General features: G+C 43.2%; 13 protein-coding genes, 2 tRNA genes and 1 pseudogene. 7 read left to right on the top strand and 9 right to left on the bottom strand.

What is annotated here, in order from left to right:
• Positions 1-5: 5 nt before the first annotated feature.
• Positions 6-233, bottom strand: coding sequence for a hypothetical protein (locus G499_RS0114970; protein ID WP_027000610.1), 228 nt, complete (start codon positions 231-233; stop codon positions 6-8).
• Positions 234-445: 212 nt separating this feature from the next.
• Here G499_RS0114970 and hisF point away from each other — a divergent pair, with 212 nt between their 5' ends.
• The 3 genes from hisF (at position 446) to G499_RS0114955 (ending at position 1,580) form a co-directional block, all read left to right on the top strand.
• Positions 446-1,201 carry an imidazole glycerol phosphate synthase subunit HisF gene (hisF, locus tag G499_RS0114965; RefSeq protein ID WP_027000609.1) on the top strand — a complete coding sequence of 252 codons (756 nt, stop codon included), beginning with the start codon at positions 446-448 and terminating at the stop codon, positions 1,199-1,201.
• 125 nt (positions 1,202-1,326) lie between these two features.
• Positions 1,327-1,399, top strand: a tRNA-Lys gene (locus G499_RS0114960).
• 108 nt (positions 1,400-1,507) lie between these two features.
• Positions 1,508-1,580 (top strand) — tRNA-Lys (locus G499_RS0114955).
• A 222-nt stretch (positions 1,581-1,802) separates the two neighbouring features.
• On the opposite strand, the gene G499_RS0114950 is transcribed toward G499_RS0114955, so the two are convergent.
• The gene (locus tag G499_RS0114950) at positions 1,803-2,105 is read right to left on the bottom strand and encodes a hypothetical protein (RefSeq protein WP_027000608.1); all 303 of its coding nucleotides are present in this window, start codon (positions 2,103-2,105) and stop codon (positions 1,803-1,805) included.
• A 104-nt stretch (positions 2,106-2,209) separates the two neighbouring features.
• Positions 2,210-2,335, bottom strand: coding sequence for a hypothetical protein (locus G499_RS22435; RefSeq protein ID WP_281171874.1), 126 nt, complete (start codon positions 2,333-2,335; stop codon positions 2,210-2,212).
• Between the two features lie 318 nt (positions 2,336-2,653).
• Between G499_RS22435 and G499_RS0114940 the strand changes: the two genes are divergently transcribed.
• The 4 genes from G499_RS0114940 (at position 2,654) to lpxA (ending at position 7,274) form a co-directional block, all read left to right on the top strand.
• Positions 2,654-3,889 carry an HD domain-containing protein gene (locus G499_RS0114940; RefSeq protein ID WP_027000607.1) on the top strand — a complete coding sequence of 412 codons (1,236 nt, stop codon included), beginning with the start codon at positions 2,654-2,656 and terminating at the stop codon, positions 3,887-3,889.
• A 51-nt stretch (positions 3,890-3,940) separates the two neighbouring features.
• The gene (gene lpxD / locus G499_RS0114935) at positions 3,941-4,990 is read left to right on the top strand and encodes a UDP-3-O-(3-hydroxymyristoyl)glucosamine N-acyltransferase (RefSeq protein ID WP_027000606.1); all 1,050 of its coding nucleotides are present in this window, start codon (positions 3,941-3,943) and stop codon (positions 4,988-4,990) included.
• A 111-nt stretch (positions 4,991-5,101) separates the two neighbouring features.
• A complete protein-coding gene (locus tag G499_RS0114930; RefSeq protein WP_027000605.1) occupies positions 5,102-6,502 on the top strand; it encodes a bifunctional UDP-3-O-[3-hydroxymyristoyl] N-acetylglucosamine deacetylase/3-hydroxyacyl-ACP dehydratase in 1,401 nt (466 codons plus the stop codon).
• Positions 6,492-7,274: an acyl-ACP--UDP-N-acetylglucosamine O-acyltransferase gene (gene lpxA, locus G499_RS0114925; protein WP_027000604.1), complete on the top strand. Its 783-nt coding sequence runs from the start codon at positions 6,492-6,494 to the stop codon at positions 7,272-7,274. The genes G499_RS0114930 and lpxA overlap by 11 nt, the downstream gene beginning before the upstream one ends.
• 478 nt (positions 7,275-7,752) lie before the next feature.
• Here the strand turns inward: lpxA and mgtE are convergent, their stop codons facing one another.
• The 6 genes and pseudogenes from mgtE to G499_RS0114895 form a co-directional block, all read right to left on the bottom strand.
• On the bottom strand, positions 7,753-9,132 hold the full coding sequence (gene mgtE, locus G499_RS0114920) for a magnesium transporter (RefSeq protein ID WP_027000603.1): 1,380 nt from the start codon (positions 9,130-9,132) through the stop codon (positions 7,753-7,755).
• A gap of 5 nt (positions 9,133-9,137) precedes the next feature.
• The gene (locus G499_RS0114915) at positions 9,138-9,866 is read right to left on the bottom strand and encodes an MgtC/SapB family protein (RefSeq protein WP_027000602.1); all 729 of its coding nucleotides are present in this window, start codon (positions 9,864-9,866) and stop codon (positions 9,138-9,140) included.
• Between the two features lie 200 nt (positions 9,867-10,066).
• On the bottom strand, positions 10,067-11,434 hold the full coding sequence (locus G499_RS0114910; RefSeq protein WP_027000601.1) for a HAMP domain-containing sensor histidine kinase: 1,368 nt from the start codon (positions 11,432-11,434) through the stop codon (positions 10,067-10,069).
• A 22-nt stretch (positions 11,435-11,456) separates the two neighbouring features.
• Positions 11,457-11,735 carry a four helix bundle protein gene (locus tag G499_RS0114905; RefSeq protein WP_342663941.1) on the bottom strand — a complete coding sequence of 93 codons (279 nt, stop codon included), beginning with the start codon at positions 11,733-11,735 and terminating at the stop codon, positions 11,457-11,459.
• A 95-nt stretch (positions 11,736-11,830) separates the two neighbouring features.
• Positions 11,831-12,052: pseudogene (locus G499_RS22565) on the bottom strand (winged helix-turn-helix domain-containing protein); the annotation flags it as partial.
• A 567-nt stretch (positions 12,053-12,619) separates the two neighbouring features.
• Entirely contained in the window at positions 12,620-13,783 is a 1,164-nt protein-coding gene (locus G499_RS0114895; protein WP_245576752.1) for a linear amide C-N hydrolase, read from the bottom strand.
• Positions 13,784-13,800 lie beyond the last annotated feature (17 nt).

Here is a 13,800-nt window from a genome sequence, read left to right as displayed (position 1 = left end):
GCAAGCTATTTTTTCTTGCCTCGTGGTCTGCGACCGGTTGGGGCTGCCAGGTCGCGCTTGGCAGGCTTTTTAGGAATCCATTTGTCTGTGCTGCCGCCACCATACGAAGCGCCGCGTTTGCGCGCCTTGATATAATTAGGTTGGCAAGAGGGGGCTGTAAGTCCCAAAGTACCAACCATCAAAAACAAAACAAAAGAGTGGGGTAGCCACTTGAAGTACTTGCGGTGTTTCATAGAATCTCTCTGTCAACAAAAATGCTTGGCAAAATTGCCGGCACAATACGCATACATAAGCACAAACGTAGTGCCAGCTTAGTTTGGTACGCTAGGGGCAAATTTAAACCTTTTGTTGTAATGTGAATTGCTCAACACTAAAATAGCTTCAAAATATCTGTATTTTTGCCCCCTTATTGCGTAGCTAGGCATTAAAGTTGATAATAAATATTATGCTAACAAAAAGAATCATTCCTTGTTTGGATGTTAAAGACGGCCTGACCGTCAAAGGAGTTCAGTTTGAAAACTTGGTAGTAGCCGGAGATGCTGTGGAGCTAGGCAGCCGTTATGCAGCGGAAGGAGCTGATGAGTTGTGCTTTCTGGACATTACGGCCACCAACGAAAAGCGTAAGACCCTGGCCGAATTGGTGAAACGTATTGCAGCCCATATCAACATCCCTTTTACGGTAGGAGGGGGCATTAGCAGTGTGGAAGATGTATGGGTACTGCTCAATGCAGGAGCTGATAAGGTGACAATCAACTCTGCGGCGGTATATCGCCCCGAATTGATTAGCGAAGCAGCCCAAGCTTTTGGCGCACAGTGTATCGTTGTGGCGATTGATGCCAAAGCCATCGATGGGCACTGGTGGGTACATACTCACGGTGGGCGCAGAGCTATTGACCGCCGCCTCAATGATTGGGCCAAAGAAGCACAAGAGCGAGGTGCCGGCGAAATCCTCTTTACGGCAATGAATGCCGACGGCACTAAAAACGGGTTTGCTCTAGAAGCTACCGCAGCCCTGAGCCAATTGTTGAGCATTCCTATCATTGCGTCGGGGGGGGCTGGAAAGCCCGAACACTTCAAAGAGGTATTCCAACAAGCTCAAGCAGATGCCGCGCTTGCAGCCAGTATCTTTCACTTCAATGAAATCGGAATTCCTGAGCTGAAAAAATATCTTGAGCAAGAGGGAGTTAGGATAAGACCTTGAAAAAAGTTAAAAAAAGCCCTGTTAGGGCTTGCACTTTCAAAAAGCCTTCGTACCTTTGCAATCCCAAACGGAACGAAAGTCAATCAAAAAAGCACTGAGTTCCGCTTCTTATTGAAAAAAGGTCTGATCCTTTAGCTCAGTTGGTAGAGCATCACACTTTTAATGTGAGGGTCCTGGGTTCGAGCCCCAGAGGGATCACAAAGCTTCTCAAACATTGTTTTGAGAGGCTTTTTTTCTGAAAATCTCCAATGGAACGAAAGTCAATCAAAAAAGCACTGAGTTCCGCTTCTTATTGAAAAAAGGTCTGATCCTTTAGCTCAGTTGGTAGAGCATCACACTTTTAATGTGAGGGTCCTGGGTTCGAGCCCCAGAGGGATCACAAAGCTTCTCAAACATTGTTTTGAGAGGCTTTTTTTATTGGGACAATGGTGATTTTGTGGAGCCTCTTCTTGGCACAGGCAAGTCTGTACTATTAGTAAGTATATCAAGACTCACAGGAGCTTTATGGAAAAATAGTCCGGAGCTACAGCTCCGGAACAACAAGAAGTCTCTCTTTTCTTTGAGCTAAAATTTCAAAATGCTCAGCGGAGTGGGAGAGGGCTTAATTTTTCTTCTTTTTTCCAACCTTAAAGTTGGTGCTTCCGCCCGTAACACGCCCATCATTACCATAGATATACTGAGAGTTGTGCTCCTTGTATTCGGGCATCGTGAGGGTGTGTGTGGTAGATTGTTGGCGCAGGAGTATCGAGCCAGAGGAGTAGCGTACACTATCCTTAGAGGGGGAGGTGGCGAGACTGTCCCGTTTGGGCGAGAGCGAGAGGCTGTCAGAGACAGGTTGCTGTGTTTGGGCGTTTGCGCTCAAGGCTGCCAAGAGCAAGAGACCAGAGAATAAGAGTGCTTTCATAGAGGGACAGAGATTTGATAAGGAATGTGGTTTGTATCAATGTGGTTTGTATCAAGGTATGCTTCTTTGAAACGATGAGGCAAGACGATTAGTTTGGATGAGGGCTACTTGTCTGTTTTTTCGGCCAAGAAGTTGCTGAAATTAGTTTTGTTGGCAGAGCTATTAAGGTCATCATTGGCCACATTGAAGTACTGCCTGCGTTTAAATTCGTCGCTGAGCAACAGGGCCAATCTTTTACTTGGGCTGCAGTAAGACAGGCCTCTTGTGAAACCCTGATAGCGGCCTGAAGCTTTCGGGCTTCACTATTATTTTGTTCATTACAAAGAAGGGTTTAGGGGTGGTACAAATAAGGCAGCAATTATGTTGCCATCACACCCTATACTGTGATGATGCCAACTTGTTACAATCAAAAGAACAGTATACCCAGTCAAAATTGGTTGGGGAAACCTATGTACTGAAAGCCCTCAAACCAAGTGAATCTTGGTATAATTTGCCCTTTTGCTCAAAAATGACGTATTTTCGAGAGCAATATACATAGCCCCTTCTGTATGATATTACCCTACAACAAGCGCAAGATAATCAACGACCCGGTTTATGGGTTTATCAATATCAAGAGCGACTTGATCTTTGATCTTTTGGAACACCCCTATTTTCAGCGCCTGCGGCGTATCCGGCAGTTGGGGATGGCCGATTATGTGTATCCGGGGGCGCTACACACCCGCTTTCATCACGCTTTAGGGGCTATGCACCTGATGGGAGTTGCGCTCGATACCCTCCGACACAAGGGCTATGAGGTTTCTGACCAAGAGTTTGAGGCAGCACAAATCGCTATTTTGCTACATGACATCGGCCACGGCCCAATGTCACACGCCTTGGAACATACCATCCTTTCGGGAGTACCTCACGAATACCTGTCGCTCCAGCTGATGGAAGCTCTCAACCGACACTATCAAGGGGCGTTACAACTCACTATCGATATTTTCACGGGTCGTTATCCGCGCCCTTTTCTACACCAATTGGTATCGAGCCAGCTCGATATCGACCGGATGGATTACCTCCAGCGAGACTCATTTTTTACCGGCGTATCCGAGGGGACAATCGGTGCCAGCCGCATTATCAAAATGCTGGCGCTGCACAATGATGCCCTAGTGGTAGAAGAGAAGGGTATCTATAGCATCGAGAATTTTCTTACTGCCCGCCGCCTGATGTATTGGCAAGTATATCTGCACAAGACTAATGTCAGCGCTGATGTGATGCTCATTCAGCTCATCAACCGCGCCAAGCAACTTGTGCAACAAGGCCAAGAGTTGTTTGCCCCCCCAAGTCTACACACCTTTTTGGCCAAGGAAGTGAGTATGGATGATTTCAAGCAAGATACAAACTACCTCCGGGCCTTTGCCAACCTAGATGATTATGACATCTGGGCCTGTATCAAGCTTTGGGTAGACCACCCTGACAAGGTGCTTTCGCGCATTAGCCGGATGCTCTTGTCGCGACAGCTTTTCAAAGTACGGATGAGTCGCGAACCTATCAAGCCCGAGCAAGTCAAGGAGCTCCGCAAACAGCTCCGCAAGCAGTTGCAGCTTGATAAAGAAGAAGCTAAATACTTTGTAGTCAAGGGAATAGCGGCTAATGAAGCCTATCTTTCGGATTATAATACAATCAATATCTTGTGTAAAGATGGGCGTGTGATTGATATTGCCCAAGCCTCTGATTTGCCCAACATCAAGGCCTTGCGCAAGGTAGTCAAGAAATATTATTTGTGCTGGTATCACCTAATTTAGCGCTGCATTTTCTAAATTTGCGGCAATTCGCTCATTTTTGACCTCTATTGAATGAAGTTCACAGTCCAACAGATTGCCCAACTAATAAACGGCGACATCCAAGGCGATGCACAAGCTACCGTGGCAACCATTGCCAAGATAGACGAGCCAGCTCCTGAAGAATCGATTTGCTTTTTGGCCAACGATAAATACGAGAATTTTTTGTATACCACTACTGCTACGGCGGTAATGGTACGCAGGGGCTTTGTCCCTAAAAAAAGCGTACAAACAACGCTTATTTTTGTAGATGACCCCTATATTGCGTTTACCCGGCTTTTGGGGCATTATCATAAGTTGACCAACCCGCCCAAAGTAGGTATCGAACAGCCTTGCTTCATTCACCCAGAGGCCAAAATTGGCCAGAATTGTTATGTGGGCGCATTTGCCTATATCGACAAGGGAGCAGTCATCGGGGACAATGTACAGATACATCCCCAAAGCTATGTGGGCGAAGGCGCTAAAATAGGCGCGCACACTGTCTTGATGAACGGCGCACGCGTACAGGCGCATTGCAGTGTTGGGGCGCACTGTCAGATACACCCTGCGGCCGTTGTAGGCAGCGACGGCTTTGGCTTTGCTCCACAGGCCGATGGCAGCTATGTCAACATCCCACAGTTGGGCACAGTGATTGTAGAAGACTATGTCAGTATCGGAGCCAATACCACCATAGACAGGGCTACCTTTGCCAACACAGCCACCATTATCCGAAAAGGAGTCAAACTGGACAATCTCATTCAAGTAGGGCATAATGTTGAAATAGGCGCACACACGGTCATCTCAGCGCAGTCGGGCATCTCCGGCTCCACCAAGATTGGCCAATACTGTGTGTTGGGCGGGCAAGTAGGGGTAGCCAACTCCCTTAGCATCGCCGACCGGGTGAAAATAGGGGCGAAATCAGGAATCAACAGGAACATCAAAGAGGAAGGGCGCATACTACAAGGCTATCCGGCGTTGGACTTTCAGGGCTTCCTCAAATCATCGGTTATTTTCCGCAAACTCCCCGAGCTCCAAAAACGGGTCGAAGACCTTGAAAAACACCAACGTAACCATACCGCTGAATAACGAAGCGCAAACCCTCTTACGAGCTCCCAAGCAGCCTTTTGGGCAATTGTTTGGGCTGACTGCTCACAAAATCGGAAAAAACCTTAAATTTGTTGCCACAAAACGAGACCTATGAACATAAAACAACATACCATTAAGAAAGCCGTGCAACTATCCGGCGTAGGTTTGCATACCGGGGTACCGGCTACAATGACTTTTTTGCCAGCTAAGCCCAATCACGGCATCAAATTCCAGCGGGTAGACATCGAAGGCCAACCAACCGTAGATGCTGACGTAGACAATGTGGTAGACCTCTCTCGTGGCACGACCATCGAGCAGAGTGGCGCACGCATCCATACCGTAGAGCACACCTTGGCGGCTATCGTAGGCTTACAAATCGATAACGTACTGATACAGCTTGACGGCCCCGAGCCTCCCATTATGGATGGCAGCTCTATCAAGTTTGTAGAAGCACTACAAGAAGCCGGTCTCGAAGAACAAGACGCTTTCCGTAATTATTACGAAATCGATGAGAGCATTATTCACCGCGAAAGCGATAAGGACATAGAGCTGGCCGCAATGCCTCTCAATGACTACCGTTTGACGGTAATGGTAGACTACAACTCTTCGGTATTAGGCAGCCAACACGCTTCCATTACACACATCAGCCAGTTTGCCTCTGAAATTGCTTCGTGCCGTACTTTTTGCTTCTTGCACGAGCTGGAGATGCTCCACAAACAAAACCTCATCCAAGGCGGAACGCTCAACAATGCCATCGTGATTGTGGACCGTGTAGTGGCCGACAACGAACTGGATTACTTAGCCAAGCTCTTCAACCAACCTAAGGTAGAAATACGTAAAGAAGGTATCCTGAACAACGTGGAGCTGCGCTACAGAAACGAACCTGCTCGCCACAAACTCCTCGACTTAGTAGGAGATTTGGCACTGGTAGGCCGCCCTATCAAGGCGCAAATCTTGGCAGCACGCCCCGGCCACGCCGCCAACATCGCTTTTGCCAAGAAAATCAAGCGCCAAATAGAAGCCAAGAAAAAAGACAGCCGCATTCCTGACTATAACCCCAAGCTGCCGTCTCTGCTCGATATCAATCAGATAGGTCAGATGTTGCCACACCGCTACCCTTTCCGGTTGGTAGATAAGATTTTTTATCTTGATGATACTTCTGTGGCCGGTATCAAAAATGTTACTATCAACGAGCCGTTTTTCCAAGGGCACTTCCCCGGCAACCCTGTGATGCCAGGAGTACTGCAAATAGAAGCTATGGCTCAAACAGGTGGTATCCTTGTGCTTAGCACCGTACCCGACCCCGAAAACTATTGGGCATACCTAATCGCTATTGAAAGCTGCCGCTTTAAGAAAATGGTACTCCCCGGCGATACAGTGGTCTTCAAATGTACCCTGACGCACCCCATCCGCAGAGGCATAGCCAAGATGCAGGGTCAAGCCTTTGTAGGCGATAATTTAGTTTGTGAAGCTGTTCTCTCAGCAAGTATTGTTAGAAAAGATGAAAAATAGCCCCCTAGCCTACATACACCCCGATGCCAAGATTGCCGATGATGTCGTCATCGAACCCTTTGCTACCATCTATGAAAATGTAGAAATAGGTGAAGGCACTTGGATTGGCCCCAATGCGGTCATTATGCCCGGCGCACGCATCGGAAAGCACTGCAAAATACACCCGGGAGCGGTAATTTCGAACATCCCCCAAGACCTTAAGTTTGAAGGAGAAGATACGACAGTTGTCATTGGCGATTATACCACCATCCGTGAGTGTGTTACGGTCAATAGAGGTACAAAAGACAAGTTTACGACCCAAGTAGGCAGCCACTGCCTGCTGATGGCTTACGTACACGTGGCGCACGACTGTATCATTGGCGACCACTGTGTGATTGCCAACTCTGTACAAATCGCAGGGCACGTCAGTATCGAAGATTATGCCATCGTAGGCGGCACGAGTGCCGTCCACCAATTTGTCAAAATTGGTGCACACGCAATGGTCGGCGGCGGGTCGCTTGTCCGAAAAGATGTACCCCCGTATATTATGGCTGGAAGAGAACCCCTTAGCTACGATGGCATCAACTCCATCGGCTTGCGCCGCAGGGGCTTTAGCAATGAAGCCATTGGCAACTTGCAGCAAATCTACCGCATCATTTTCCAGCAGGGGCTAAACATCACCAACGCGCTCAAAGCCGTAGAAGAGGCCATCGAAGACTCTCCGGAAAGAGCACACGTGCTAGACTTTGTGCGTAGCTCCGAGCGCGGCATTATCAAAGGCAACCGTGTATAGTCAGCATCACACATACAGCTAAAAAAACGCCCCCCTACCAAAAGCCTCAACTTTGGGTAGGGGGTTTTCTTTGGGGATGCTGATAAAGCCGCATAGCGGTGAAAAATCCACATAAAATAAAAGAAAAAGACGAACCTCTGCCTATTTTATGTGGGCATGGGATTACACAAACCCCGCTACAGCTATTTGACATCAATAATAAAGCTAAAAGCGCATTAGTGATATTTTAGGTTCTTCCGTAAATTTGGCGCAAAGATAAGACCGGGTATAACTTCGATATTGAAAAATTACTTGATTTACCAGAGATATAGGTAACCAACCTTGAGGTTGAGCAGCGCGTTATCGGCATTTACTGCCGTACTAAATTAACTGAAAGCATAGGCTACTCGGATTACGGATTTAGCAATTTCAGCTTGTTTAGAAAGCGGATTTTAGTCAGTTGCCTCTAGCGCCAAAATCACGGAAGAGCCTTTAAAATTTACAGTGAGAAAAAAATTGTAGCTGTTCCAAAGTAGATGAGCAAGCCCGTAATGTCCACCACGGTGGTAATGGCAGGACTTGCAGCAACTGCAGGGTCACCTCCAAAACGCTTTACCAAAAGTGGTAATCCTGCACCAATTACCGTGGCAGTTACTACCTGCAAAGCCAATGCAAGTGAAATCATAAAAGCAATCAAGGGTAAGGAGTAGGCAGAAGGAATATTCGTTTCCCAACTCAGAAACAATACTTTGCCGTAAGCGAGCAATCCTAAACAAACCGCCAGCAACAAAGATATTTTGGCTTCCTTCCATAAAATTTTCAACCAATTGCGAACCGTAATTTGTCCCAATGCTAATGCCCTCACGACAACAGTAGCCGCTTGACTTCCAGAATTCCCCCCTGTATCTGCCACCATCGGCATATACAAAGCAAGGATGAGCAACTTCTCTAAGGCATTTTCATAGCTGTGAATGATGACACCTGAAATAATACCAACCGCTGCCAACGTAACAATCCAAACCACCCGCTTTTTAAAATGCTTAAAGGTGCTGGTGCCGATATAATCAAATGCTTCGTTGGCTTGGGCAATACCCATAAATTTTTGCATATCTTCCGAATGTTCGGCACGAATCACATCTATGGCTTCATCGTGGGTAACAATTCCAACCAACTGGTTTTCTCTGTTGAGAATGGGAATGGCTACCAAATCGTAGCGTTCAATGAGTTGTGCCACTTTTTCACGGTCTTCATCCACGAAGGCAAAAACAAAATCCTTGTGTAAGGCATTTTCTACCTTGGTGTATGGTTCTGCCATAATCAGGTCTTTGAGTGTAATAAAACCTTGTAATCGCTGATGGGAATCCACTACATATATGTAATACACCGTTTTTTTGGACGGAGCATCGCTTCTTACTTTTTCGATGGCTTCTGCACAGGACATTTGACTTTGCACAGTGGCAAAATCGGTGCTCATTATGCCTCCGGCTGTTTCAGGCGGATAGGCACTGAGTTTAATCACATCTTCCCGAACGGTTTTTGATAAGAAAGGGAGCAAGGAGGATTGCTCTTTTTGCGTGAGATGCTGAAAAAAATCTGCCCGATTTTCTGAAGGCATATTTTCAAATATCTGGGCAAAGCGTTTTTGTGAAACCGTCTTAAATAGGTTCAATTGTTTGACCATTGGAAACTCTGAAAAAATCAAACCCTGTTGCTCTAATGAGAAGCGGTCGAGAATGTTGAATAAATAGGTTTCATCAATAGCCTGTAGAATTTCGGCCACCTCCACTACCGGCATCTTTTTCATAACCGGAACCATTTCAATGATTTGGTCTATGTGCTGAAATTCTTTTGCGAGTTTGTGTAGTTCTTGGATATTCATAGTTACTAATCTGTTTGTTGCCCATTAATTTCCCAACTTACCTGGGTTACACCATATTCAAGGGTAAGCAAGCCCGCCAATTTTTCCATTTCGTTGTCGTGTTTTCCATTGGCTAAAATTTCTGCTTCTACATAAGTGTATGCAGGATTGCCGTTATCAGTGCTTTTGAGTGAGCGCAATTGAAGGTGATTGTCGTTTTTAAGCGCATTCAGTATCAACACCCGCAAGTGATTTTCAACTTGCTCCTTGCAGCGAATTTTAAAGGAATAGTAAAAAGAACCACCTTCCTCCTTTTTGAAAGTGAGTTTGCCGAGTTTGATGCCTAAAGGACGAAGCAGTAAGTGTGTAAGGATTACGGCAACTGCCACTATGGTCGCTTCTGCAAATAAGCCTACACCTGCCAAAGCACCTACCGCAGCCGAACACCAAATAGTAGCAGCAGTATTTAACCCCTGAATGCTTAATCCATCTCTTAAGATTACTCCAGCTCCCAAAAATCCGATACCGGTTACTATTTGCCCAATAATTCTGGTGGCATCACCTCTGTAAACACCATCGGCATCCACCGTAGAAGTAAGGGCGAAAGAAATTAGGGTAAAAGCTGCCGAACCCAACGAAACCAGCGTGTTGGTGCGAAGACCTGCACTCTTCTGCCTCCATTGCCTTTCAAAACCAATGGCAACTCCCAGAATGACTGCTAACGATAATCGTGTGGTGAAGTCTAATACGGTCATTTTGCTTTCTTTTTGTGCAATTCCACAACTACCTTGCACAGTTTGAAAGCACTGTGCAGTTTAGTTTTTGAATTTGCGTGTCTTACCAATGGGGTCTGAATCCATTTATTAAATATTTTGATGCTGCAAAACTACAACAGCCTCCCGTTGGAAGCTGTTAGAGACCTTTTAGAAAAAAATTATAATTTTATTAGAGCGGATTAGATGTGAGGCAGCTCAATGGTAAAGATTGTTCCCTCTCCTTGTGTAGATTGAACGCTTATGGAACCTTTGTGTAATTGAATAGTTTTTTGTGTGAGTGAAAGCCCAATGCCACTGCCTTCTGCAAATTGCTTGTTTAGGCCCCTATAAAAAGGCGTAAAGATGTTTTGTAAATCATCTTCCGATATGCCAATGCCTTTGTCTGTAAATTTGAGCTTAATATTTTCATCATTAAACTGAACAGAAACACTGCATTGATGCTCTTTTGAAAACTTACATCCGTTTTCCATAAGATTAGCAAATGCCACTTTCAAAAGATATTCGTTACCATTTACGGATATTTGATGATCATTTTCAAATTCCTGTTCAAATGCAATATCGATTTTGTAGTTGGGGTTTGCCTTTTGTACTTGTTGCCGTGCATCCATTAAAATCTCATCAATACGAACCGATTTAAAAACAATTTCGGATGGGTCATAGCTTGCTTTTGCCAAGTCGAGTAAGCTGTTAGAAATACGAACCAGTTTTTTTGCATCATTCAGGGCATTCAGAATGGCTGTTTTATATTCTTCAATAGTTCGTTCTTTATTGATTGATAGTTCTAATTCTGTAATAATGGCCGCAAGTGGTGTCCGCAATTCGTGGGAAATATTGGAAACAAAATTCTTTTGAGCATCAAAAGAATTTTCCAGTCGGTTCAGCATTTCGTTGAATGTGCCGGCCAACTCAGAAAGCTCATCTTTATTGCCGTTATTGTTCAATCGCAAGTCCAGATTGGTCGCAGAAATTATTTTTACTTTATTCGTCATTTCTTTTACAGGGTCAAATGCCTTTTTTGAAAAGTATAACCCTGCAATGTAGAGGAATAAAATGGAGACAATAAAAACAACAAAAATGTTCTTCATCAGACTGTTTAATTTACTGTATCCATATTGGTCATAAGCAGCAGCTGTTATAATATAATCCTTATTTTGAAAACCATAACGAAAACCTATTACCTGCCAATCTTCCTGATAAAATTTAATTTCACCCTTTTGATAGATATTATTTAACATTTCAGGTGTTTCCTTCACAAAGTCAATATCAACGGCATCGTGATAAAGTAAATTAAAACTGCTGTCATAAATAGCTACTTCAACTTCATTTAAAATTTGTCTATTACTTCTATAAATATCTTGAAGAGTTTGGATTTCTACTTTTGCATTGAAAAACAAATTTGCTTTGGTTAGAGCTTCTTTTCTTAATAAAGAATAAAATTCTTTTTCACGGTTTTCCTTTGCTGAAATATAGATTACAGAAGCAAATGCCAATAAAATAGTAGCAGTAATGAGTGTGAATAGTAAAGTAAGCCGTGATCTGATTTTCACTTCGTAAGTTGTAAGTTATGGGTTATAAGTTATGGGTTGTTTTTGAAGTAATTATTGCACTACGAAGCATTCTCAATAGTTCTTTAGCATCATCATTAATTGAAACAAATTCATCCGTTGAAATAAAGCCTGATTGATTTAATAACTCTATCCAATACAAGGTTTCATCACACTCTTTTTGAGCAATAGAAAGCTTGTGAATAAAATCAGGTTTGCTCTGTGCGTTTTGTGCCTCCCTTATATTTGCCCCAACTGAAGTTCCTGAACGCAATAACTGTTTGCTCAAAACTTTTCTTCGCATAAGTATTTGTATAATTTAATTACCCTCAAGGCAAATAAAAACGACTTTTCTTTTAATACTGATTTACTCATAACTTATAATATATAACTTATCACTCATAGCTCCTCCACCTTTAGTATAAATCCCATTCCTGATTTGGTATGAATGAGTTTTTTATCAAAATGCTTATCAATTTTATTTCTCAAATAATTAATGTAAACGTCAATGAAGTTAGTGCCCGTATCAAAATGAGTGTCCCAAACTTTTTCGGCAATTTCTACTCTCGATAAAACGCGTTCAGGGTTTTGCAGCATATACTCTAGAAGTTTAAATTCCTTATAATGTCGGTTATTATTAAATCGTAATTATTTTGAAGAGTAAGTTTCCTTCCTGAAAGTCCATCATATGCCAAAGCAGTTGCAAAGCCCTGTTCCTCCAATCCTCTTTGTATGAGTTTGGCTAATCTTTGGTTGTATTTTATAATTAAAATATGCGTTATTTAAAAGTTGTTTTCATATTTTATTTATGATTATACAAATTAAAAAATTACCAAAAGATTTTTATTTTTTAAAGGTGTTCGTAATTCGAAGTTTGCCAACACTATCATAACTATTCAATTAGCGCTGGCAATCATTCGCTTATTTGGCTCTTTTGGTTTTGCCTCGGGTGGTTTTTTGTGTTGGCAGGCAAAACCAAATGTGCCAATGCGGGTTGGTTGTCTTTTTTACACTGACGCACAACGGTTTTGCAGCTTTGCGTAGTGGCGGATTTCGGAGCTACAAACTGTCAACCTGCCACAAATGTTGATTTGAAAAACTACACTTCAATTTACCACTGAACCCGCTTTTTTGCCAAACTGCTACTAGCGTTTAGGGCTTCTGTTCTCCTCAATGAATAATTAATTTCTATTCCAGTCCCGCAAATTTGAACGGTTGTGCAACTTTAAAATTCATAGAAGATTCTCCCGAATAATTTTCATTATTTGCCAAACTTAATTTTTTCACTTTTCCTTTTTCACTAAAATCTATTTTACTGAATTCTATCCATACCACATTCGGATTTAACACGTTATCAAAATAGTAAACCAAATTCTTTTGGTCTGCGACTGTTCTCCATCGAGTAGAAGAAATATTGGGTGCTGTTTCTGATGAGATACCCAGCGGAACCGAACAGTTCCGTATTACTCCAAAAACACTTGCTAACGCTACTCTTGTATTATCTGTTTTTGGTATGGCATCAATGTAATAAGAGGCCCTTACAAATCTATCTGCCGCTCTGTTGGTTCCCGGAAGCATAACAGTACCCGGAATGCTTTTCCAATAGGTGTTTATAGCTAGTTGCTCTGCAAAAGTTGGCGAATTGGTCATGGTTACGTACGACTTATCATGGTGTATTACGAGTTTCCCATCTATATACTCAAAGATAGCATTATCACCCGATGCATCTGAAATTGATAAGTGTACCGTAGCAAAAACATTTGTGCCCGGAATATGCGATGAAACAACAACAAATTCTTCTCTTCCGAGAAATTCAACTGCTTCGGATACATTTTCAAAATTATCCAACACGTATTGTAGCCACAGTGAAACGGCAATGCCGGCTTTATCTTTATCTTTTTCAAATTTTGGATAAGACGACTCGGCTAACCATAACAGGTTTCCAACTAATCCTTTTTCATTCATTCCGTCAGATGAAGCAATATCCCAAGAGCTGGTAATAACACTTCCATATTTTGACTTCCATTTTACCGATGTACTTCCTGCTTCTCCGTTGCGTTCCATTCCTCTTGGGAAAACCCAGAGATTAGCAGGAATATCTCCCTTCCAATCCATTGAGCGAGCGGTAATTATTGTCCCGTTGGGACCTTGATAAACTACTCTTGTACAAGCGTAAGACTTGCTTGACATAATGAATAGAGCGCTTGCAAAGAATGTCGCTAAAAATACTTTTAATAATTTTGTATTCATATATTTTAATTTTAAGGTATTTTTGTTTTTGAGTAGAGTATATTTTGTTATATAGTTGTAGACCTCATTTAGCCTGACCGCTAACGTTTTGCGACTTGGCATAGTGATGAATTTTTAAG

This window comes from Eisenibacter elegans DSM 3317 (genome assembly GCF_000430505.1).
GTDB lineage: Bacteria > Bacteroidota > Bacteroidia > Cytophagales > Microscillaceae > Eisenibacter > Eisenibacter elegans.
The sequence above is the reverse complement of the archived record's forward strand: the minus strand, read 5'-3'. Positions and strand labels throughout refer to the sequence as shown.